Genomic DNA, 23,020 nt, shown 5'->3' with positions numbered 1-23,020 from the left:
CGGCATAGATACGTATTTTGCTGATCCTTACAAGTCTATTCAACGAGCAAGGAATGAAAATACGAATGGTTTAATCCGGCAATATCTGCCAAAATCATCATCGTTTGATGACGTGTCAAACGAACAAATAGAGCAGATAGAATTTGCACTCAACCATCGTCCTAGAAAAACACTAGGTTGGTATACGCCTAGTGAAGTTATGGCTGGTTTTTATACTGTTGCACTTGCCGCTTGAATCCGCCATTTTAAAACAATAACCATTTTCAAACTTAGCAATTTGAATATATTCAAATTTTTATAATTTCTTTATTTTTCATGATCTATTTGCAGTTTCTCCGTTCTGTTTTTTATTAAAAAATTTGCTAAAACATGAGCCATCTTATTCATCATCCGATCAGGATGTGCATGTTCTAGAGGGTTAATACACATGTTCAGTTTATTGAATGAAAAAATCAGTGGCGTGCTGAGTCTGGCACTGCAAGGGATTACGACAGCACTGGGTGTGCTGACTAAAACGGTGATCACCGTGGTAGATGAAGTGGTATCAACTGTATCGGATCTGACTACGCCTCTTAGCGCTCAGCTCGGTGCACTGCCCGTTGTCGGAGATCTGCTATCGACCATCCTGAATGTCAGCACTGGTCTGGTCAGTGGCGTCAGCGCAGGTGTACATGCCATCTCGGACCAGTGGATTGCAGGAGACTTAGCAGGCGGTGTTAATACTGCCTTGAATGGTACGACTGATCTGCTGGGTCAGGGTCTAGGGGGTGTATCTGACATTCTGGACAGTGTGCTTGCCGCTACGGCTCCATTGACTGCTCCATTGGCTAACTTACCGATCCTGGGTGATGTGGTGACCGCGGTTGGGCAGACTGGCAGCAATCTAAGTGGTCTGGTTGATGAAACCGGACAATATGTGGCAGCAATCAATCCACTCGAGCTGATTAACAATACCCTAGAAAATCCGGTCGCCAGTGTCGGCGGCGTAATTCAGGATGTATCGGGCACACTGGATGCCCTGCTCAATGACCTTGTTCCGGTCACGGACGTCGCGACCAGCCTGCCAGTTGCAGGTACGGTGGTCGGTTTAGTGGGTGAAACTGTCAGTACAGTCAATCAGGGACTTTATGAGTTGGGAGCGCAGCTGGGCCAAGTCAATTCACTAGACCATCTGTCTCAAACTTATAGCTATGTCTAATCAGTGTGCCAGTGAAAATAAAGCAGATCGTATGCGCAGTCGCTGAATCATTAAAAGGATAAAAATAAATTACCTGACTGCGACCTGTCTTCGGACAGGTTTTCTTTATTGATACTGTTTAAGAGTTAGAAATTTCGACTTTATTTGCTAAGATGAACTCACTCAAATTCATTCTAAAGATTAAGCAAGGAGCGAAAGCATGCTGATCATCCCTGCAATTGACCTGAAAGATGGCAAATGTGTCCGTTTAAAACAAGGTCGTATGGAAGACGATACCGTATTTTCTGACGATCCGGTCGCAACAGCACAGCATTGGGTAAATGAAGGCGCTCGCCGCTTGCATTTAGTGGATTTAAACGGTGCTTTCGCAGGTACGCCTATCCATAAGCCAGTGGTTGAAGCCATTGCCAGAGCGCAGCCAGATTTACCGATCCAGATTGGCGGCGGTATCCGTTCGATGGAAACCATCGAGCATTATCTGCAAGCAGGCGTATCTTTTGTGATTATTGGTACCAAAGCAGTTCAGGATCCTGAATTTGTGGAAGAAGCATGCAAAAAATTCGCGGGTCATATCATTGTCGGCATTGATGCCATGAATGGCATGGTGGCAACCGATGGCTGGGCCAATGTGACGGATGTCAAAGCGACAGATCTGGCCAAGCGTTTTGCCGATGCGGGCGTATCCAGCATTGTCTATACTGACATTGCCCGTGATGGCATGATGCAGGGTGTGAATATTGAGCAAACCGTAAATCTGGCACAATATTCAGGTTTACCTGTGATTGCTTCAGGCGGCGTAACCAATATGGATGACGTCCGTAACCTGAAAGATCAGCCGGGCATTCTAGGTGCTATTACTGGTCGTGCCATTTACGAAGGTACATTAAGCCTGCGTGAAGCGCAGTTATTGCTAGATGAACAACAGGCGCTATAATTAAGCCTGCTGCACAAGAGGTCTTCGGGCCTCTTTTTTATTTGTTATTTTCCGATCTCCTGATATGTCGACCCTCATCTCCACTTTTCGCTCTCCCGCTCTGGCAGCCAAACTTCCGCAGCTTGCTTTAATTCTGATTACCCTGATCTGGGGCGGCAGTTTTATTACCGTACAATACGGGCTGAATTTTAGCAGTCCGATTATGTTTGTTGGGCTGCGTTTTGCTGCAGCCGCCATTGCCGTGACCCTGATCTCATTAAAATCTTTAAAAGGCATGACCCTCAAGGAAATTATTGCCGGCGCGGTGATTGGGATCATGATCGCCATCGGTTACGGCACCCAAACCGTGGGATTGCAAACGATTAGCAGCAGCGAGTCTGCTTTTTTAACCGCCTTGTATGTTCCACTGGTACCAATCCTGCTCTGGCTGCTGTTTGGTCAAAAACCACAGGTGATGACCTGGATCGGGGCATTGTTTGCCTTTATCGGGTTAGTGTTTTTGACTGGTAATGGCTTTGCAGCAATTCAGCTCAGTTTTGGACAAACTTTGACTTTACTTGGCTCCATTGCCATTGCCCTGGAGATTATTTTGATCAGTTATTTTGCTGAGCAGGTGAATGTACGCCGGGTCACAGTGCTGCAACTGATTTTTGCGTCCTTGTTCTGCTTTATGATTGCACCTGTTTTAGGTGAATCTCAGCTACCTGAATTTCACTGGCATCTGGCAGGCATTTTAGTCGGTTTAGGCATTGCCAGTGCGATGATTCAACTGGTTATGAACTGGGCACAACGTAGGGTAGCTCCATCACAGGCAGCAATTATCTATGCCGGTGAACCGGTATGGGCAGCACTTTTTGGCCGACTTGCAGGAGAACGCCTACCTGCACTGGCACTGTTGGGCGGATTGATGGTGGTACTGGGCGTAATTGCCAGTGAATGGAAACCGAAGTTTTTAAAGCGGAAAGTAAAAGAATAAATCACTTAATTTCCTATTTTTAATCCCCCTAAATTCCCCTTTTAAGAAAGGGGAATTTTTTATATTTAATTTTAGAAAGACACCATCTTGCCCGGATTTACCAATGCTCCCAGTCCATAGGCAGTTTTGGCAATTGGAATCACCACAGGGGCAAGTGTGCGACCAAACAATATATCCTGATGCTGAATAGTGGTCAGCATATTGAAATCATCTGCCTTGCCACAGAAATTATCTGCAATCGCTTTACCGATACGCACCGTTTGCGCCACACCATGCCCACTCCAGCCTTGCACGGCATAAATCGGGAATTTATGGCCAAATTTACGGCTGTCGGCTGCACCATTTATGGTCAGATCCGTGGTTCCACTCCAGACAAAATCCAGCTCAACCTGTTTTAATTGTGGGAATACATGCTGAATTCGACCTAACAAATACTGATGGGTTTTTTCAGGACTCCAACACGAACCTGTCCCTTCACCACCAAATAAAATTCGGTTTTGAGACACACCCCGGTAATAATCAATCTGGAACTGGGTGTCGTAGACAGGCGCATCGGTTGGCAATAGCTCTTTTAAACTTACTTCTAAAGGCGCGGTGGTACATACGTAAGTATAAAATGGAATTGTGGTCTGATTGTTCTTTTGCAGCAGTTTAAACGAAGCATGATGTACGCCCATGACCACACTCTTACGCGCTTTTACTACGCCACTTATGGTCGTGACATAAATCCCATCTTCACGCTCTTCTACTGACACCACTTCAGTTTGCTCAAACACCTGTCCACCGTTTTGGCAGAAGCCATAAACCAGTCCACGGTTCAGTGCGAGTGGATGGATATGTCCCCCCAGCGAGTCAATTAGACCACCACAATAATTCTCTGAAGCAATATGCTGTTTCAGCTCATGCTCACCGACAATTTTGGTGTGGTCTTCACCTAAAAATTTACGTGCATCTGCCCCTTGAGTTAAACCAACCAAGTGCCCTTCATGCACTGCTGCGGTAATATGTCCACGTTTACGCTGTAGCTCAAGTTGGTATTTTGCTGCAATGTCATCAATTAAAGACATCGCTTCAGTAGAGCTAAAGTGCCAGAGTTTTTTTGCATCTGCATAGCTGAAATGCTCAATCATTTCTGACGCTTCCCAACGCGCTAGCCCTGGTGTGAGCTGTCCACCATTACGTCCTGAAGCAGCGCCACCAATGCGATTTTTTTCTACCAAAATGGTATCTATGCCATGTTCAGACAGATGGAGTGCTGTCGAAGCACCCAATAAACCACCACCAATCACCACCACATCACATTCAAGATCGGCATTTAAACCTGGAAACGCATGCCCAGTTTCGAGTGAGCTTTCATAGTAATTGGCAGGATGTTCAAAATTGCCATGTTTGGGATTAATCCAGTTCCACTCTTTGCCACTCTGTGTATTAATACTGGCTTTAAATTCGACATCTTCAATAAATTTTGGTTTATTCATTTCATCTTCTCACTATTACTTCAATACAATTGATTCGATCTTAGTAAGCACTACTAATCACAATATTCTGTTTACGCAGACGCTTATACATATAGAGCAGCACGCCTACTGCGAGCCAAATACAGCCACAGATCAAAGCTGACATTTCCAGGTTGATCCATAAACCCAACATCACGCCCACCGAAAGCAGGGGCAAAACCAAGTTAAGGAAGACATTTTTTAAGCCTTGACGCTGTTTGTCCTGAACAAAGAATTTTACAAATACCGAGAAATTCACTGCAGTAAAGGCAATCAGGGCACCAAAACTCACCATACTCACCACTGTCGCAAGATCAAGGCTGATGGCGAGGAGTGAAGTTAAGCCAATGAACAGCACGGCATAAAGTGGTGTACCCAACTTGTTATGCACTTGACCGAATGTGCCTTTATGGAAAATTCCGTCACGTCCCATGATATGGATTAAACGCGAGGCACTGGCATGAGTCGCCAAACCTGAAGCAAAGGTATTCATGATTTGCGCGCAGAGGAACACCGCCTGAAATAGTGCCCCACCGACATACATCACAATTTCAGGCAATGCTTCATCGGGGTTGTTAAAGCGGACATTGCTGGGGAAATACAACTGGATAAACCACGATGCCGAGAAGAAAATCACCCCGCCTGTCAACGTGGTCAGCATTACAGCACGTGGAATATTTTTTTTCGGGTCTTTAGTTTCGTGTGACATTGTCGTCACGGCATCAAAGCCCAGAAACGAGAAACATAAAATTGATGCCCCGGCAATTAACGGCAATATACTGCTATCACCGTTCAATAATGGCGTCATGGTCAGGACGTAATGATAACCTTGCTCCGTACCTATGCCCTTGATCACCAGATAGATAAACAGCAGCATTAAAATCAAGGGAGCCACCACAAAAACCAGGCTTAAGTTCGCCAAGATATTAATGCGGAAACAGTTAATCAGGGTCACCAAACCGGTAAAGATACAGACCCACACCCAATATGGCACGCCTGGAATCAGGGCTTCCAAATAGATCCCGGCCAGTAAAGCATTCACGAGCGGCAGCAATATATAATCCATTAAGGCACACCAGCCAACAAAGAAACCGGCTTTCGGCCCGCAAGATTCCGCCGTATAAGTATAAGCCGAGCCCGGTTTTTCTGTCTGGCGACTAAATCGCGCATAGCTGAATGCCGTTAACAGCATGGCACCTAAGGCAAGGATATACGCGAGTGGAACACGTCCCTCAGTGATGCCGGAAACAATCCCAAAGGTATCAAAAACAACCATCGGGGTCATATATGCCACACCAATGATCACGACCTGCCACAAAGACATTTTTTGAAAGCAACTTGTGCTTTTTCCATTGATGTCACCTGAACATTATTTATTTTCGTTATTTGTTCAATTGCAATGACTATGCCATATAATAAAAATATAAATAAATTGAGTGAGGATGAAAAATGCCAAAGTACAATTTAGAAACTCGAATTGCAGCCATTCAGATGTATAAAAAGACCGATTACAAGGTGGCTGTCTGTAAAGAATTTGGCATCTCTCGGGTGACTCTGGATGCATGGATCCGCCTTGAAGAAGAAACTGGCGACTTGGTCCAGAAACCTGTAAAAAACCGCGGTGCACCGGGCCATATTAAAGATTGGAATAAATTTCAAGTGTTTGTAAGATCTTTAAAATTTCAAAATATTAGTGATTTGGTTCCAATATTTGAACAGCGCTTTGGTTATGCAGTTTCTTATGCGGTTTTGGTGCGTGCTATTCATGTTTTAGGCATGCGTCGCCGTCGTGGTCGCTTTTATTCTTAAATTAAAAATGAGCCCGACAATAAAATAATTCGACCCGTTAAATTTAAAAAAATAAATGTACATTAATGTAAGTTTATTTTATTAAAAACGTAAACTATATTTATTAAAAAAGTAAATCTATAAAACAAAAAAGTAAAGTTTAAATATTAAAAATGTAAATTTATAAAATTAAAAATGTTTAGCAATGTTCGTCATTATGTTCAATGATGATAAGAATTGCTCCCTAAAATGGAGCAAGCTTGAATAAAAGTGGTGCGAGTTGGTAATTTTTTTCAGCCTATGCAGACAGATGGAATCCGTTCTATTGCATGAGGCATAAAAAAGCAGCACTTTGGCTGCTTTTTCTACAATAAAATTTAGGATTTATACATCGGTCGATTGTCATTCAAGCGCATGATGCCACGAATCGCCCGATACACAATCCAGATCCAGGCCAGAAAGACCACCAACAAACAGAAAGCGGATGCACCAAATGCCACGCCTGCAAACAGGTTCGGATCTTCGCCAGTAAAGAACAGAAACAAAAATGGAATAAAGGCAATGATATTCCAGACCAGATACCACCAGAAACTGCGGATCTGCCAGGTGAAGTGGCTTTCAAAAATTGAACCACGTACATCGCGACGTTTGACATAGTTAATGATCAACGCCACGACAGCCAAGAGGCCAGCACTAAAAATGGCCACAATATATAAAATGTACAGTGCAAAAGTCAGTGTGCGATTTGGGTCTTTATCAATGGAATAGTTCACGTCCCCTCCTGATCTTTCCCCTAAATATTTAAACTGTTAAATGGGGAAATTAGCCATATAATCAAAATGATGTTAAAGGCTATAGTACAAAAATATATCTGCCGGAACGGTTGTTTTTGTGTTTTATGTCGCAGTTTTTGCTGGGCTAACCAGGCTGCTGGCCAACCACCTAAAAAAGCCACCAGATGCAGGGTATTTTCCGGAATACGTTGCTTACCCGATTGCGCCGCTTCCTTGTCCTGCGCATACAACCAGTAACTCAATGCATTCATCAAACTGATCAGCAACAAGACCAGTCCACTGAGCAGACCGCCCAAAGTCAATGCGGTCAGCAACAGAATATAAACCACACAGGCAATCTGCATCGGTTGTAATTTCTGTGACTGCTGTTGCTTGTAGGGTTTGAATTTAGCCTGAGACGTTTTGGTTTGCGATGCTTTCAGATACATGACCTGCTGTGCTTTGTATCGTCCGCGCTCATCTAAAATGACCGTGTACTCTAAGGCACAGCCGACGATCGGACGCGGACCTTGCTTGGCAAAGTCCTTGATATGCAGAAATACGCGATCTTTGGCCGAATCATTGGGCTGAATAAAGCCATAACCCTTGTCATCAAACCACTCTACTAAACGTCCCTGATCGCGCATATCCCCTGTCCTTTTGTCTTTATAAATTTTAAATATTTAAGCTGTAACGAATTTTAATCGCTCAATCAACATATTACGCATCTCGACTGGATTTTTTTGCAAAATATCTTCGCCAGTACGACCCAGTGCCGCGTTACGCTGTGCCACCTGTAAACGCATCATCCAGAAACGTCCTGCGGCCATGGCCAAGTACAACTCTAAACATGATTTTTCATCTGCTGTTAAGGGGCGGACGCATTCATAGGCATTTAAAAAGGCAATGGCTTTTTCTTCGTTTAAAGTGACATCCGGATAGTTGGTGCAAAAGTCATTTAAAGTAATCGCGATATCAAATAAAAATTCATCTTTATTCAGTTCATAAAAATCCAGAATACCGTTGAGTTGATCACCATCAAATAAGGTATTGTCCCGGAACAGATCGGAATGAATAAAGCCACGTGGACGATCTGGATAGACTGCTGTTAAAGCGTCATACAGGCCTAAAAGCTTGCCGAGCAACACTTTATCGGCCGGACTTAAACTTGGTTTGATTTCTTGGGACACGGTCAGCCAATAGGCATGATCACGCACGAAATTACGTTCTAATTTGAAGTCCTGCAATGCCACATGCATTTTTGCCTGAGCGATAGCAATCGCTTCAACTTGTGCCACGGTCGATGGCATGGGATGCTCACCCAATAGGCGCGGTGCAATCTGTGCCGGTTTATCTTTAATACTATGAATAGCCTTGCCTGAATGCGATAAAGGCACCGGAACGGCCAAGCCTGCTTTGCCCAAATGTTGTAATACAGGCACAAGTTCCCCTGCCGCCTGTTCATCCATATCCTCAAACACGGTCAGCACATAGTGTGCGTCTTCGCAGACCAAAAAATAGTTGGTATTTTGAATACCGCCTTGAATCGGAATCAGATCAACCGCCTTTAAACCGTAGGGCGCTGCAAAATCCTGAACTTCCTTTAAAGTCAAAGTGGTATAAACCGACATAGAAAACCTGCGAAAAAACTTACATAATTTTGCTAGAATACCGTTTCCATCTGCCAAGGTGTAGCGCTTGCGTGGGTGAGTTTCATAATCGGCTGTAATAATTGGAAAAATTTATGCTAGCTAAACGTATTATTCCTTGCCTCGACGTTGATAATGGTCGTGTGGTCAAGGGTGTTCAATTCCTTGATATTCGTGATGCAGGTGACCCAGTTGAGGTCGCACGTCGTTATAACGAACAAGGTGCCGATGAAATTACTTTCCTTGATATTACCGCTACACATCATGGACGCGACACCACTTACCGTACTGTAGAACGTATGGCTGAATCGGTTTTCGTCCCCCTGACGGTCGGTGGCGGTGTGCGTAAAGTCGAAGATATCCGTTTGCTACTCAATGCTGGTGCAGATAAAGTCAGCATCAACTCGGCAGCAGTATTTAATCCGGAATTTGTCCAAGAAGCATCACAACGTTTTGGCGCACAATGTATCGTGGTCGCCATTGATGCCAAAAAAACCGGCGAAGATAAATGGGAAATTTTCACCCACGGCGGCCGCAAACCGACCGGCATTGATGCCTTGGAATGGGCAGAACAAATGGCCAATTACGGCGCAGGTGAACTCCTGATTACCTCAATGGATGCCGACGGCACCAAAGCCGGTTATGACATCGCCCTGATGCGTGCTATCAATGACCGCGTCACTGTACCGACTATTGCCTCTGGCGGTGTAGGAAATTTACAACATCTGGCGGACGGGATTATTCATGGCGGTGCTGATGCAGTATTGGCAGCGTCAATTTTCCACTTTGGTCAACATACCATTCCTGAAGCCAAAGCCTATATGGCAGCGCAAGGCATTGAAATGCGCCTTTAATTCAAAAACGAATTGGTATTTAAAAAAGAGCATCACAACGATGCTCTTTTTTATTTCTACAGGATAAGCCTAGGCAATAAATCATTTGGAAAATACTCTCATCATCTGTGGCACATTCGGGTTTGCTCTAATGATGACTGCTTTGAAAAAGTATATCCATCGTTCTGTGGATTAAAGTAGAACAGCAAACACGACAAGAAAGAGTTAATAGAAAAGGGCTGGTATGTTCAAAATGATGTTTAGGGATTGTTATTGATCAATAGCCGCCGGACAAGGCGAAGCTTTCCAGTGCTGAGCAGCTTAAATATAAAGGACGTTATTTTCTTTCAATATTCACCCCAGTATGAGGATGAACAAGATCGCTCTATTTTGACCGATATTCAAAAGTAAAAATTAAATAAAAAAAAGGAGTCTTTCGACTCCCTATAAAACCAAGAAAAGACTACAGCACTTGGTATTGAAAATAACTTATTACACCACACACCCCAGTATGAGGCTTCACTCACCGACAGCAGTGAATATAGGGCAAATAAACAGCAGAATATTGACAATACAAGTGTATTTTATTGACAAATCACGACAAGAACCGGGTTTTAGCGATTTAATGGCCTATTTAAGTGATTGGTCGCAGGATTTTTAGCAATTTTAGCCGGAGTTTCTGCCCACTTGGCTGGAAAATAACGGTCTGCCCAATAGTTCAGTTTTTTCGAGATCGGTGCAGGCAATACCATACCTAAAGGGTTCTGCTCCTGTAAATCTGCGGAGGAAATCACCCGGGTACCCAGCAGATAGTCGAACCAGGGTTTGGTCACACACCAGTTGGCATCCTGATTACTATTCATGTGATGATCATAATGCCAAGGCAGCTTTTTTTTGGCCCATTCTGGCTCCAGATGGGCACGACGATGCCGATAATAATAATTGCCTGCACTATATAATACGGCCAGCGTCATCCCTTTGGAAAAAGGATAAAACGTCAATCCAAAGACTGTAGCAACCACGGCAAGAGAAGCAATTTCATTGCGGGTACGCCAGTTGTTCAGTCCTTCTACATAACCGAAATCGGAAAATTCCGTTTTACGCACAATGCGGTGATGTTCCCAATGCGAACACATGCTTTCTGGAACCGGACTATAGCGGCTCTGTCCTTGGCGGTGAATTCCATGTAACACATATTTATGCGCAAACCATTCAAATCCATTGGCAACGACGAGTCCTGCCAGAAAACCTTTCCACATGATCTTTTACCTCTTGGTCTATTTTTCAATATAGGCTAAGTAAAAGACTAGATATTGACCAAAATATTCAATATGATTGACAAAATACGACAAAATAAAAGAATTAAAAAATGCTGGTTCTAAAAAACTACGTAGGCTCGATATACGGTGGTTTAGGACATTTACTTTTGGACTATTATCAGCTGAAACAGCTCGAAGTCCCTGAGAAATTATTGGCCATTCAAAATCTGGAACGCTTTGATTTTACTCTGTGGCGTGATCTGCTGACGACACTTGATCAACAGCTGCAGCGCCCGGCTTTGGGCCTGGAAATTGCGCAACTGGTCGAGACTAAACATCTCGGGATTATCGGTTATCTGGCACTTTCCAGTGACACGCTGGGTGAAGCCTTCATGCGCTATCATGACTACCATCGCCTGATCTATGATGGCAGCCCGCTACAAATCCAGGGGCAAGGAGATCATCTTTCGATTGCCTGGGGTGAGGTTCCTTTTAAGATGAGTACGCAACTGACCGATGAAATCGCGATTGCACTCATGATCGAATTTATTAAATCGAATATTCTGGATAATAATCATCTGCATCTGCATCTGCATGAAGTGCATTTTCAGCATCCAACACCCAAAAATATAGCATTGTATGAACAGTATTTCCGCTGCAAGGTTCGTTTCGGTCAAGCCAAGACTCAAGTCCTGATGCCGGTCAGCGAGCTGTCTACACCTTTAAAACAGGGTGATCAGACCCTACAAAAGCTTCTGAAACAACAAGCTGAAGCTTTACTGGAAAAATTCCCCAATTCCACCCAGGTTGACCAGCAGTTACAGCAGGCGATTCTGGTGGGCCTGCAAAAAAACCAGTTCCAGATTGAACATATTGCCCAGCAAATAAAATTCTCTGTCCGTCAGTTACAACGACATTTGCAAAAGCAGGGTAAAACCTATCAGCAACGCATGCAGGAAATCCGCTCTATGATGGCAATGCAATATCTGAAAGATCCGCATTTAAGCTTACAGGAAATTTCCATGCTGCTTGGTTACTCCGAGCAGAGTGCATTTCAGCGGGCATTTAAGCAATGGACCCAGCTGACGCCACAACAATGGCGCTTAGAATCTTTGGCTCAGACAGCTTGAGACGCTGCAATGCTGAGACTAAAAATAGTAAAAAGCCTAATAGGAATATTGGGCTTTGTGTCTGGTTCCAGATGGAACATTCTCCAACAAATGAAAAAAATCTTATAAAAATGGATTTTCGATTTCGTCCAGATCATCCCGCTGCAGCTTTTCTGGCAGATCTACAGTATTTTCCAGTTGCTGCACCACATCATTTACAAAAGCCTGCAAAACCTTGGCAGCCTTAAGACCTTCCTGATCCTTGGTGATCTGCAAGTTTCCATACAGGCTGACACAATCTAGATCATTTTCCAAGGTCAGATCATGAATGGCATGGGATTCACTGCCATTTTCAAATGCTTTAAACATATCCTCTTCACCTGTCTTTGTTATTTTCAATAATGGGTGAGATCGATGCTACTCGAATCCCACTTTTTTCAGCAAGTTTATTTCAATAACTGCAAAATATATTGCAATAGCGCATCTATCAGCTGTTTTATAATCGTATTTTGGGTGTCGTTATCGATTGCACCACCAGTCGCTGAGGACGTCGAGGTATTTGAACCTGAAGATTTAAACTCACGTTGCAGTGCCTGCAAGTTTTCTTTAGAGACGTCTTCCGCACACTGGCTTTCTGCATCCCAGTTAGAATATTCGATTTTCTGATTGGCTTTAACCGCCTTGGCCGTCAATGGCAAACGATAGGTATTGCGCTTCTGCTCTTCGGTCAATTGTGGGAACAGGTTAATTCCGAGCTGTTCCTCCAGATAACAGACACTAACAATACGCACTTTGAGCGAATTATCATTCGGCGCATAATAAGCACCAATCGCACCGGTTTTCGGCAGGTAAACTGCCTTATACACCGCCGTCGGTACAATCACGCCATTACCAATGGTTTTTAGTTTTTTCGCCGCAAATACCGGCCCGGTAACAACATAAGCATCCTGCTTCTGTTTGGTTACAATGGCACGGGTCGCTTCTTCCAGTTCACGCCAGACCTGCTGATTGTTTTTCGGTGCTTGCGGCACCATATTGGCCAGTGAGAAACTGTCCGACTGTGCAGCCTTATTGGGCATATCCGCATTTGGCGCCATATGCCCGCGATCATAACCGGAACCACGATAATCCGCCAACGTCGCCCGATGCACAGGTTTGAGCTGGGTCTCTTCATGAAAATTATCTTGACGCGGAATTTTCTGGCTTAAGCGTGCCGGTGTGAGTGCTTCAGCCACCCAAAGTGGGGTTTTCGAAACACCGGAATAACCAACGTTAAAGCCATTAAAGCACAGTGAATAACTGTCTTTTTTCAGGCTGTCTTTCATCAGATACGGCGGAACATCACGATAAAACTGTGTCAGACAGGCGGAATCGGATGAAGATGGCAGAGACACCCATTGACTGATTTTTTCCTGACCAAAGGCGATGGCAAAACTACTCGAAGCCACCACACCCAGAATGACTTTAGTACTATTTTTACTTAAAAACTGAAAAAGAGAGTTCTTGGATTTACGCTGCTTCTTGGCCATTATTACACGTACTTTTTAGATCAATACCGATTTTTCCCGAGCTTAACAAGCTGTGTATATGAAGTATATCTTGACCCTGCCATTCGCTTAACAAATAAACAATAATGGCTTAAAAGCCACGAAAGCTGTAACAAACTGTCTATTTTTTATTTCATTTTAAATGAGGTTTCGCAGTCTTTGAGTAGCTTTGATTGGAGCTGCCGGATGAGTATGTAAAGCTAAGCGCCTATCCCAATTCGTACAATTATTAGCAGTGGTGTCAATCATGAATTCCAAACTCTCTAAAATATTAGGTTTAGGATTATTCACAAGTGTAATCAGCGCAGGCGCATTTGCCGAGCCACCGGTTCAACCGGGTGAAACACTTGAAAGCTTGTCTAAAGCTAAAATTAGTACCACGGTGAATGGTCAGGAAGGCTCTTTAGAAACTCTAGTCAACTCTGGTCAAATCCGCCTTGTCGATCCGCGTACAGCTGCGCCACAGCAGCCAATGCCAAATACGCAGCCAGCGATGCCAAATGATCCAGCGATGACGCAGGCGCCTGGTAATTCAGACATGGTTTCTCCACAACCTCCTGTGGCAGAACCGGGTATGAATCAATCAGACATGCCGGCCAATCTGGCTGAACCGGCCAACAGTACTGAAGTCGAGACAACTACATCTATGGCTGCACCAGAACAACAGCCTGTGCTTGAAGAGCAACAGCAAGCCGCTGTAGTTGAAGCCAATATGAATGCACAAACTGAAATTGCAGCTCAAGCCGATGCAGAACCAGTGCTGATGGAACAGCCTTTGAATGCTGCACCTGAAGTGCCGGCTGCCGTAGAACTTGAGCAATAATCCAAAGCTCACTTATTTAGTGTGTCTCCCATAAAAAAACCAGAGTGTGCCTCTGGTTTTTTATGCTTTTTAATTTTATTTACATCTGAATCTGGGTGCCCAGCTCGACCACACGGTTGGGTGGAATCTGATAGAAATCACTGACCGGACTGGTATTGCGCTGCATGGAAATAAACAGCTTTTCCCGCCACGGTGCCATACCCTCACCCACAGTATGCATAATCCGTTCACGTGAAATAAAGAAACTGATCTGCATCAGGTCATATTCAAAATCCCATTTTTGATAGGCCTGTTGCAAGGCTTGCGGAATATTGGGCTGATCCTTGAAACCATAATAAATAAATACCCGATAAAAATGCTCGCTCAGTTTTTCTAGCTCAACCCGATCCTGACTGTCTACAAATGGCACATCCCGGGTAATCACCGTGAGCATGATATTGCGTTCATGTAAGACCTTGTTGTGTTTTATATTATGCAACATGGCATGCGGGACAATGTTCGGTGTACCGGTCAGGAAAATGGCCTCACCCGGCACAAACTTGGTGCCTTCTCCCATTGAGATACTTTTAATAAACAGATCAATCGGCAAGGCATCCTGTTCCAGACGGCTCAGCACCAAAGCTCGGCCATCTTTCCAGGTCAGCAAAATGGTAAACAGCACCGCGCCAATCAGAATCGGCACCCAGCCACCCGAGGTGATTTTCAAGGAAGTTGAAGCGACAAAGACTAAGTCCAGCGCCAAAAATGGCACAGCAAACAGTGCCACTTTCCAGACCGGCCAACGCCATAAACCATAGGCCAGAATCGAGATCAGAATGGTTCCGCAGAGCATGGTCATGGTCACTGCGACCCCATAAGCACTGGCCAGATTGGCACTATTTTCAAACAGTAAAATCAGGATCAAGACCGAAATAAACAGCAGCCAGTTAATAAAGGGCAGATAAATCTGGCCACGTTCGACTGCCGAGGTATGCTTGACCGATAGACGCGGCAAATAACGCAGTTGAATGGCCTGATTGACCATCGAAAATACCCCGGTAATCACCGCCTGCGAGGCAATGACCGCAGCAGCCGTGGCCAGTCCAATCATCGGGAATAAAGCCCATTCTGGCAGCAGCATATAGAAAGGATTGGCCAGCGCTTCTGGACTGCGCAACAACAATGCGCCCTGTCCGGCATAATTCAGCAATAAACAGGGCAAGACAATAATAAACCAGGCCAGACGAATTGGCAGACGACCGAAATGCCCCATATCGGCATAAATTGCTTCCCCCCCGGTCATGGTCAGAATCACCGCGCCCATGGTCAGGAAAGCCACGTAGGGCTGATCAACCACAAAGTGATAGGCCCAGTACGGATTCACCATCCAGAGGACAGACGGGGTCTGGATAATGCTCCACAAACCAAAACCGCCAATGGACAGGAACCAGAGCATGGTTAAAGGCCCGAAAAATTTCCCCATGGTGGCTGTACCGTGACGCTGCACCATAAACAGCCCCGCCAGAATTCCAATCGATAGCGGTACCAGCCATTGATTGAAAATAGGTGTCGCAATACTCAAGCCTTCAATGGCAGACAGCACAGAAATTGCCGGAGTAATAATACCGTCACCAAAGAATAGCGATGCACCAATAAAACCCAAGGCAATCAGGAAAATTTTCTTTTGATCGACAATTCGTGTGGTACGCAGATTTAATGCCAATAATGACATGATCCCGCCTTCGCCGTTGTTATCGGCACGCATGATGACCGTGACATATTTAAAGCTGATGGTGAGCATCATGCACCAGAAAATCAGCGACAGGATACCGAGTACAGAGGCCTCGCTAATGGCGAGATGTGCGGTGAGGAAGCATTGGCGCAGTGCATAGAGTGGACTGGTGCCAATATCTCCGAAAACGACCCCAAGCGCAGCCAGTGTAATCACCGGGAGAGCTGCTTTTTGTGCAGTGCTTTGCATATATTGTCTTCGTTTTTAACAAGCATTTTTGCGAATCATAGCACCACATTAAAAGTTTTTCTGCAAATCAATTGTTTCAGCTTGGCACAGCTGGTTTTTTTCGCTATTATCCTCGGCCTATGGTGAGGTGTCCGAGTGGCTGAAGGAGCACGCCTGGAAAGTGTGTAAACGTTTATAGCGTTTCGAGGGTTCGAATCCCTCTCTCACCGCCAGAATTTAAAAACCCGAATCACATGATTCGGGTTTTTTTATTGCCTGAAATTCAAATTCGCATCTGCTTAGAATCATTAAACAATCCATCACCACCATGATTAAAGTTACTATGACCTAAGGAATATGGCTGTTCTAAGACGATTATTCCACCATATTTAAATTTTTCTTAAGCTTCCGTGCTTTTCTAGGTTCAATTTAAAAACTGGCATAAAAATAGCTTAATTCTATTGTCATCAAAGCTATGTTATGGTGCCTACAGAGGTGCTGAGAGGAGAATAAAAACCATAAAATAGAAAGAAATACAGGATTGATCGAGCCATTTAAACTTAAAGCTAAATAGATACACTGCTATTCGGAGAGCGAACATGAATAACAGCGCAAACTATGCAAAACAGATCAAAAATGCAAAACGTGGCGGTTATACCCCAACCATTGCCAAAGACATCAATAAACATAAAATTCAAAAAGCTCTGAGACTCATCGAACAGTGGAGAAGCCTCGCTCAAGAACTCAAACCTCAAATGCAGTTTGATATGGCCTTTACTTTAGAGGAATGTGCACAAGAATTAGATCGCATCCTAAAAAACAGATAAACCTTATAACCGACTCATATCCATAGTAAATCCTATGCTTTCACCCTCGCCCATATCTGCCTATATAGGCGTTTTCTTGATCTTTCGATAAAAGACAGTTTAGATAGAATGAACCGGAAAAACGGTAAATCGTACCAAAATAGCTTGAACGGTTATTTTTTGGCTTGCGTAGCGAATGAATTTCTGTAAAATGCACTCCACCATGCCGGCATAGCTCAGTTGGTAGAGCAACTGACTTGTAATCAGTAGGTCCACAGTTCGAATCCGTGTGCCGGCACCATATCTTAGCCTCGCTTTTTAGTGAGGCTTTGATGTTTCTGGGCTTGGTATTTTTCAAACTTGAATTTTTCGACGTTTTCTTACGCTGTTTTAGTCCTTCGATTGTGCCGTTACCTGCACATATCTCACGGTCCCTTCCTGATATAATTTTTGGCATAGCTTTGCTGTCATTTGAATTTTAAAATGATCCAAGCCTGAGCCTTGAATATGATGACCGGCTTGTTTTGAATTCAAAGTTTTTTGTACATAATCCGCAAAGCCGGAAAATACCGGCTCGGATAGATCCTGAATCTGAATATTTTTAAATTCAAAACGATCCAGACACGCATACAGTGCACCAACAGACATTAATTCTTTTAAATTTATATCGGCAGATTTCAGTAACAGCTGATATTTACGCTTTTGAAATGAATTCAAATTTTGCCAACGTTCCGATAACACCAGATGATGAAAACCAATTCGTGCATTTGGCTTTAAAACACTGCTGATTTGTTGCAAAAGTAACGGAACCGGACTGTGATAAGCTGCATCCAGACACAGCACCACATCAAAACGCTGGGAAAATTGTAATTCGTTTAAACGCAGAAACGAGGCCTGATAGATGGCATTCAGTTCTGGCAGATGTTGCTGAATAGTGGCCACGCAAGCCGTTTGTACTTCGACACCGGCCAGATATTGCACTCGGTAGTGCTGTTGCCAGTGCAATAAACTTGCACCCTGACCACAGCCCAGATCCAGCAATTTATCTTTTGAATTCAAATTGACACTCTGCGCGAGCTGATCGGCCAGCGTGCGACAGGCAGCAACATAATCCTGCTGTCCTGCCTGCCAATAGCCCAAATTACTCCAGGGCAATTGCGCCTGATCCCCCAGCGCCGCTGCATGAATTGCATATTTATGCTGAGGAAAGCGCTGACGCAATGCCTGAAGCCATTGCATCAATTAATAACCCAGTTGCGGAGCAACCTCGACCACAGGTTTTAAACCCTGAAACGGTAAAGGCGCACCGAAAATTTCCGCAATCTTCATCGCTGAGGTCACAGCCGATTCTAGAATGGGCAAACCGTCACATGACCATGAACCGCAGAAAAAGACTTTGCGATTGGCTTCCAGATGACGCTGCTGTAATTCCTTGTTCAGCGCCACGGTATTGGCATCGACCACCGCACGTGTCAGCATTACTGATTTGATCACTTTTTTCGGATCAATGTCGGTCACCGGACGCCAGGTCTGAAATACGGCCGACTTGCCAACCAGAGAAGGCTCAATCGAGTTGAGCCACACGGTAAATTGCTGACGGGTAAATTTACGGTCCATCATATAACTGAGTACGGCCCAGTCTTTACGTTTTGGCGGCATCACGCTGGCATCGGTATGAATCACCAGTTCGCCCTGTTCGAATTTGAATTTCTTCAATAACTCAATTTCACTGGCAAACTGTTCTGCATCCAGGAACTCCTCAATTTTGGTGGTCGGGGTCGCGACAATCACCCGGTCAAACAGTTTTGAATAACCGGCTGCATTTTCCACTCTGACCTGATCGCCTTGCTCTTGTACCAATGTGATCGCTGAACCGTCTTCAATCTGAATGCCTTCAATCAGCTTGTCGACCAGCGCCGGTGTACCGCCTTGCAGACGCAGTAAAGCATCGCCATCGGTCAGTTGGCGCAGGAAAATCAATAGCGGTTTAGCTGGCCATTCACCAATGGTTTTCGGATTGCAGGTACAGATGGTATATAGCACCGGCATCACCGCACCATGCCAGAACACTTCTTCAATCTCGTTACGATTGATAAATTCTGCCAGGCTGATGTCCTGATTTTTCGACTTAAAAAATTTGGTTAATGCCACTTTGAGCTGCAACAGGCCCTTGACCAGACGCCAGCCGTACTGCTGCAAGCCTTTACGGTTATTGATAATTGGAATATTGCCGATACGGCTACGCGATGTGGTCAGCCAGGTTTCAGTTTTATCTTCAAATAACCAGCTGCAGGCCATATAGGTACGCACCGGATAAGTTTTAATGCCCAGATACGTGGCCAGACTCAGGGTGTTTTTCCACAGATAAGGATTCATCACACGTAAAGGTGCATCAATTAGCCCCCCTTCAAATTCAAGGCTATGACTGTCCATGCCACGACCTGGAAGTGCTTCAAAAATCGTGATGTGATGTCCTGCATCCTGGAGAATTCTGGCTGTTGCCAGTCCGGCCATGCCACTACCAATTACTGCGATATCCAAACTGATCATCCGTCATTGAAAAACTACAGAAATTATGTACCATGCGCCAATCAAACAGGTTATTAAAATCTTCCAGAATATATGTTTTTCGTAAAGGCAATTGGACGGGATAAAATCTGCTTTTCACTATTTTTTTGAACAGGTTACAAAATTCACCAAACTCAGGATTTTATTCATATTTTTTCCATATAACCAGAAAAATCACTTTAAAAACAAACATCTTAATTAACCATTTTTATAACCTTTGGTTGACAAACGCCCTTGAAAAACCTATGATTCACAGCATAATAAAACCATAAACCCATCAGATTCCACCAAGATGAGTTTATGCGTAAATTATTTAAAACGACAAGAAACTACAGCGCCTTATAAAATAAAAGCCTCTGCGAAAGCAGAGGCTTCTTTGTTTAACCGCTCGGTGTACTATTCAGCCTGCACCGCAATTTCACCAAATTTACCCTGATTAAAATCTTGAAATGCCTGCATAATTTCTTCCTTGCTGTTCATTACAAACGGGCCATAACCTTGAATGGGCTCATTGAGTGGCTCGCCTGTCAGTAACACAAACTGGGTATCCTGATAGGCTTGCAACTGAATCGCCGGATCTCCATCACGGGCAAACATTATAATTGAGCTGTCCAGGACTTTCTGGCTCGCATTGACCACCAGCTCACCCTTCAGCACGACTAACAGTGCATTATGCCCGGCAGGGATATGTAATGTGGTTTCATATTCCACTTTCAGTTCACCATCCCAGACATTGATCGGACTAAAAGTATGAGCAGGACCTTGATGACCAGCAAACTCACCTGCAATCACCCGGATATGGCCCGCCTCTTCATCCATTTCAATCCGCGGAATAGCTGCCGCAGTGATCGCCTGATAACGTGGTGTGGTCATCTTGTCTTTGGCCGGCAGATTGACCCAGAGCTGTACCATTTCAAAGAGACCGCCATGTTTGGCAAAATCTGGAGAATGAAATTCTTCATGGACCACACCTGAGCCTGCGGTCATCCACTGCACATCCCCCGCCTGAATCGTGCCGCCACCGCCACTTGAATCTTGATGTGTCACGGCCCCCTGATAAGCTAACGTCACTGTTTCAAAACCGCGATGTGGATGTGAACCCACGCCATGTTGTACAGTCGTCGGATCGAAATGATAGGGTGCAGCATAATCCAGCAACAAAAACGGACTGATCGCCTGACCTAAACGGTCATAGGAAAACAGATTTTTGACCGGAAAGCCATCACCGACCCAATGCATGTTTTGATTACGGTAAACACCAATTACTTTTTTCATCTTTTAACTCCTATTACGATAGGATGAACATGCAGCCATTTTATGCCGGGCCAAGATGCGCTGATAGTCCTAAGCTGGAATACAGTATCTTATATATAAGACAATCTCTGCTTTAACTTCCCGAATTCAACACAAATAAACTAAAATTTTGGTCTAAATTTTTAATTATCCTATTTTTAAGATTATTTATACCAGAATTTGGGCTTATTTTGTCCTGTTTTTAGCTCTAATATAAAAATCACCACGTCCCGGAACAGCCTGGGTTTGATCCAAGACGGGATGCTAATTTTATAGAGAGGAACAGAGAAATGGCAAAACCTTATGTACGTTTAGACAAAGACAATGCAGCCGTATTACTTGTAGACCATCAGACTGGTTTGTTGTCACTGGTTCGTGATATTGACCCAGATAAATTCAAAAATAATGTATTGGCGCTTGCGGCAGCAGCAAAATATTTCAATTTACCGACCATTTTGACCACCAGCTTCGAACAAGGCCCAAATGGTCCGTTGGTTCCTGAGCTGAAAGAGCTATTCCCAGACGCACCTTATATTGCTCGTCCAGGGCAAATTAATGCCTGGGATAATGAAGATTTTGTTAAAGCGGTAAAAGCCACGGGTAAAAAAACAGTTGATCATTGCTGGCGTGGTGACTGAAGTGTGCGTTGCCTTCCCGGCGCTGTCTGCACTTGAAGAAGAATTTGACGTATTCATCGTGACAGATGCATCTGGTACCTTTAATCACCTGACACGTGATGCTGCATGGAACCGCATGTCACAGGCTGGTGCACAGCTGATGACCTGGTTTGGTCTGGCTTGTGAACTGCACCGTGACTGGCGTAATGATATCGAAGGTCTCGGCAGCTTATTCAGCAATCATATTCCTGACTACCGCAACCTGATGAATAGCTATAGCCAGAATACTGCACAGAAATAAACCATACACATCTCTAAAATAAGCGGCCTTCGGGTCACTTTTTGTTGGAACAATTAAATTAATCTGGCTTGGAAACAGTTTAGCCTGGCCCGGATTTCCCCTATGATGGGCATTGTATGAACGCAGGGCGATTGAGGTGAAAGGTGCATTCTTTTGATGATTATTATTATTTTTATCTGGTGGTCAAGCATGGCGGCTTTAGTGCAGCCAGTGACATCTCCGGAATCACCAAGTCCAAACTCAGCCGACGTATTTTAGAGCTGGAAGCCCGTTTCAATGTCATCCTGATTCAACGCTCAACCCGACATTTTAAGGTGACCTCACTGGGCCAGGAATTTTTTGAGGAATGCGAAAAGCTGATTCAACAGGTGGAATGTGCCCGTAATGTCTTGCTCAAGCAGAAAAGTGAACCACAAGGCCTGGTCAAGCTGAGTTGTCCTTCGGTGATGATGCGCTACCAGATCCGCAGCCTGCTGAATGAATTCCTCAAGACTTATCCCAAGGTTCAGGTAGAAATGGAAATTACCAGCCGGCGTGTCGATGTGCTGCATGATGAGATTGACCTGGCGATCCGCACCAACTTTGAAGCCAATGAAGATTCCAGCATTGTCGTTCGCGATGTGATTAAAACCACGCATTGTCTGGTTGCCAGTCCGGAGCTGTTGCAAGGCCGTTCGATACACTACCCCACTGAGATCAATGACTTTCCGACCATCGTTTTAGGCACGCAGAAAAACCACTATCAATGGCATCTGCATCGTATCGACAGTCATGAACAGATGGATATCCCCCTAGAACCCCGCATCAAAAGCAACGATCTGGCCGGCGTATACTATTCTGCCCTGGATGGCCTGGGTATTGCCGATCTACCCTTGTTAACCGTGGAAGCAGATCTCAAAGCTGGTCGCCTGATCCATCTGCTGCCAGACTGGTGTTCCAATATGGGAACCGTACAACTGGTCTATGCCTCACGCAAAGGTCAGCGTCTGGTGATGGAAAAACTGATTGAGCATCTGGTCGAGGGCTTACGTGCCCGGGCAGAAGGCCATCAGGGCTATACCATTTGAATTGCGCTTTCATGTTGAGCAGCCAATAAAAAAATCCAGCACTG

At 44.5% G+C, this 23,020-nt stretch carries 22 protein-coding genes, 2 tRNA genes and 1 pseudogene; 13 read left to right on the top strand and 12 right to left on the bottom strand.

The features are described 5' to 3' along the window. The 4 genes from FTT75_RS08800 to FTT75_RS08785 all read left to right on the top strand — a co-directional run. Positions 1-235, top strand: a 235-nt coding sequence (locus FTT75_RS08800; protein ID WP_180186268.1) for an IS30 family transposase, incomplete at its 5' end; no start/stop codon positions are given. 192 nt (positions 236-427) lie between these two features. Continuing rightward, a complete protein-coding gene (locus FTT75_RS08795) occupies positions 428-1,198 on the top strand; it encodes a hypothetical protein (protein WP_180186267.1) in 771 nt (256 codons plus the stop codon). Between the two features lie 199 nt (positions 1,199-1,397). Further along, positions 1,398-2,132 (top strand): 1-(5-phosphoribosyl)-5-[(5-phosphoribosylamino)methylideneamino]imidazole-4-carboxamide isomerase, encoded by a 735-nt coding sequence (gene hisA / locus FTT75_RS08790; protein ID WP_074383906.1) that lies wholly within the window; start codon positions 1,398-1,400, stop codon positions 2,130-2,132. Positions 2,133-2,196: 64 nt separating this feature from the next. Next, positions 2,197-3,108 (top strand): DMT family transporter, encoded by a 912-nt coding sequence (locus tag FTT75_RS08785; RefSeq protein WP_074383905.1) that lies wholly within the window; start codon positions 2,197-2,199, stop codon positions 3,106-3,108. Positions 3,109-3,179: 71 nt separating this feature from the next. Here the strand turns inward: FTT75_RS08785 and FTT75_RS08780 are convergent, their stop codons facing one another. Together FTT75_RS08780 and FTT75_RS08775 are read right to left on the bottom strand one after the other, a co-directional pair. Then, complete coding sequence (locus FTT75_RS08780) at positions 3,180-4,586, bottom strand: FAD-binding oxidoreductase (protein ID WP_180186266.1); 1,407 nt, start codon at positions 4,584-4,586, stop codon at positions 3,180-3,182. A gap of 40 nt (positions 4,587-4,626) precedes the next feature. Further along, a complete protein-coding gene (locus FTT75_RS08775; protein ID WP_180186265.1) occupies positions 4,627-5,928 on the bottom strand; it encodes an APC family permease in 1,302 nt (433 codons plus the stop codon). 125 nt (positions 5,929-6,053) lie between these two features. Between FTT75_RS08775 and FTT75_RS08770 the strand changes: the two genes are divergently transcribed. Continuing rightward, positions 6,054-6,413: a helix-turn-helix domain-containing protein gene (locus FTT75_RS08770; protein WP_180186264.1), complete on the top strand. Its 360-nt coding sequence runs from the start codon at positions 6,054-6,056 to the stop codon at positions 6,411-6,413. 356 nt (positions 6,414-6,769) lie between these two features. On the opposite strand, the gene FTT75_RS08765 is transcribed toward FTT75_RS08770, so the two are convergent. From FTT75_RS08765 to FTT75_RS08755, 3 genes are read right to left on the bottom strand one after another with little or no spacing between them, the layout of a single operon-like run. Then, positions 6,770-7,165, bottom strand: coding sequence for a hypothetical protein (locus FTT75_RS08765; RefSeq protein ID WP_005095179.1), 396 nt, complete (start codon positions 7,163-7,165; stop codon positions 6,770-6,772). 20 nt (positions 7,166-7,185) lie between these two features. Continuing rightward, on the bottom strand, positions 7,186-7,812 hold the full coding sequence (locus tag FTT75_RS08760) for a DUF1294 domain-containing protein (protein ID WP_005173140.1): 627 nt from the start codon (positions 7,810-7,812) through the stop codon (positions 7,186-7,188). A gap of 36 nt (positions 7,813-7,848) precedes the next feature. Next, the gene (locus FTT75_RS08755) at positions 7,849-8,796 is read right to left on the bottom strand and encodes a homoserine kinase (RefSeq protein ID WP_180186263.1); all 948 of its coding nucleotides are present in this window, start codon (positions 8,794-8,796) and stop codon (positions 7,849-7,851) included. 113 nt (positions 8,797-8,909) lie between these two features. Here FTT75_RS08755 and hisF point away from each other — a divergent pair, with 113 nt between their 5' ends. Next, positions 8,910-9,668 (top strand): imidazole glycerol phosphate synthase subunit HisF, encoded by a 759-nt coding sequence (hisF, locus tag FTT75_RS08750; protein WP_005095173.1) that lies wholly within the window; start codon positions 8,910-8,912, stop codon positions 9,666-9,668. Positions 9,669-10,261: 593 nt separating this feature from the next. Here hisF and FTT75_RS08745 read toward each other — a convergent pair. Continuing rightward, complete coding sequence (locus FTT75_RS08745; protein ID WP_074383899.1) at positions 10,262-10,906, bottom strand: hypothetical protein; 645 nt, start codon at positions 10,904-10,906, stop codon at positions 10,262-10,264. A 110-nt stretch (positions 10,907-11,016) separates the two neighbouring features. Between FTT75_RS08745 and FTT75_RS08740 the strand changes: the two genes are divergently transcribed. Then, the gene (locus tag FTT75_RS08740; protein ID WP_074383898.1) at positions 11,017-12,036 is read left to right on the top strand and encodes an AraC family transcriptional regulator; all 1,020 of its coding nucleotides are present in this window, start codon (positions 11,017-11,019) and stop codon (positions 12,034-12,036) included. Between the two features lie 102 nt (positions 12,037-12,138). On the opposite strand, the gene FTT75_RS08735 is transcribed toward FTT75_RS08740, so the two are convergent. Both FTT75_RS08735 and FTT75_RS08730 read right to left on the bottom strand, forming a co-directional pair. Then, positions 12,139-12,384, bottom strand: coding sequence for a hypothetical protein (locus FTT75_RS08735; RefSeq protein WP_005095167.1), 246 nt, complete (start codon positions 12,382-12,384; stop codon positions 12,139-12,141). Positions 12,385-12,461: 77 nt separating this feature from the next. Beyond that, entirely contained in the window at positions 12,462-13,544 is a 1,083-nt protein-coding gene (locus FTT75_RS08730; RefSeq protein ID WP_159138367.1) for a DNA/RNA non-specific endonuclease, read from the bottom strand. 265 nt (positions 13,545-13,809) lie between these two features. On the opposite strand from FTT75_RS08730, the gene FTT75_RS08725 reads away from it, so the two are divergent. Further along, positions 13,810-14,385: a hypothetical protein gene (locus tag FTT75_RS08725; RefSeq protein ID WP_180186262.1), complete on the top strand. Its 576-nt coding sequence runs from the start codon at positions 13,810-13,812 to the stop codon at positions 14,383-14,385. A gap of 79 nt (positions 14,386-14,464) precedes the next feature. Here FTT75_RS08725 and FTT75_RS08720 read toward each other — a convergent pair whose 3' ends face one another. Continuing rightward, positions 14,465-16,345: a potassium transporter Kup gene (locus tag FTT75_RS08720; protein ID WP_180186261.1), complete on the bottom strand. Its 1,881-nt coding sequence runs from the start codon at positions 16,343-16,345 to the stop codon at positions 14,465-14,467. 121 nt (positions 16,346-16,466) lie between these two features. On the opposite strand from FTT75_RS08720, the gene FTT75_RS08715 reads away from it, so the two are divergent. From FTT75_RS08715 to FTT75_RS08705, 3 genes are all read left to right on the top strand, one after another. Continuing rightward, positions 16,467-16,557, top strand: a tRNA-Ser gene (locus tag FTT75_RS08715). Between the two features lie 366 nt (positions 16,558-16,923). Then, positions 16,924-17,151 (top strand): hypothetical protein, encoded by a 228-nt coding sequence (locus tag FTT75_RS08710; RefSeq protein WP_004647282.1) that lies wholly within the window; start codon positions 16,924-16,926, stop codon positions 17,149-17,151. Positions 17,152-17,355: 204 nt separating this feature from the next. Next, positions 17,356-17,431 (top strand) — tRNA-Thr (locus FTT75_RS08705). Between the two features lie 89 nt (positions 17,432-17,520). On the opposite strand, the gene FTT75_RS08700 is transcribed toward FTT75_RS08705, so the two are convergent. From FTT75_RS08700 to FTT75_RS08690, 3 genes are all read right to left on the bottom strand, one after another. Continuing rightward, positions 17,521-18,369: a cyclopropane-fatty-acyl-phospholipid synthase family protein gene (locus FTT75_RS08700; RefSeq protein ID WP_180186260.1), complete on the bottom strand. Its 849-nt coding sequence runs from the start codon at positions 18,367-18,369 to the stop codon at positions 17,521-17,523. 3 nt (positions 18,370-18,372) lie between these two features. Continuing rightward, the gene (locus tag FTT75_RS08695) at positions 18,373-19,680 is read right to left on the bottom strand and encodes an FAD-dependent oxidoreductase (protein ID WP_180186259.1); all 1,308 of its coding nucleotides are present in this window, start codon (positions 19,678-19,680) and stop codon (positions 18,373-18,375) included. 414 nt (positions 19,681-20,094) lie between these two features. Next, positions 20,095-20,973 (bottom strand): pirin family protein, encoded by an 879-nt coding sequence (locus tag FTT75_RS08690; protein ID WP_180186258.1) that lies wholly within the window; start codon positions 20,971-20,973, stop codon positions 20,095-20,097. Between the two features lie 308 nt (positions 20,974-21,281). On the opposite strand from FTT75_RS08690, the pseudogene ycaC reads away from it, so the two are divergent. Together ycaC and FTT75_RS08680 are read left to right on the top strand one after the other, a co-directional pair. Further along, positions 21,282-21,909: pseudogene (ycaC, locus tag FTT75_RS08685) on the top strand (isochorismate family cysteine hydrolase YcaC). Between the two features lie 143 nt (positions 21,910-22,052). Then, complete coding sequence (locus FTT75_RS08680) at positions 22,053-22,976, top strand: LysR substrate-binding domain-containing protein (RefSeq protein WP_100354913.1); 924 nt, start codon at positions 22,053-22,055, stop codon at positions 22,974-22,976. Positions 22,977-23,020: the final 44 nt, after the last annotated feature.

Origin of the sequence: Acinetobacter sp. YH01008, assembly GCF_013420435.1 — a bacterium.
GTDB lineage: Bacteria > Pseudomonadota > Gammaproteobacteria > Pseudomonadales > Moraxellaceae > Acinetobacter > Acinetobacter pseudolwoffii.
This window is presented reverse-complemented; position numbering and strand designations above follow the sequence as displayed.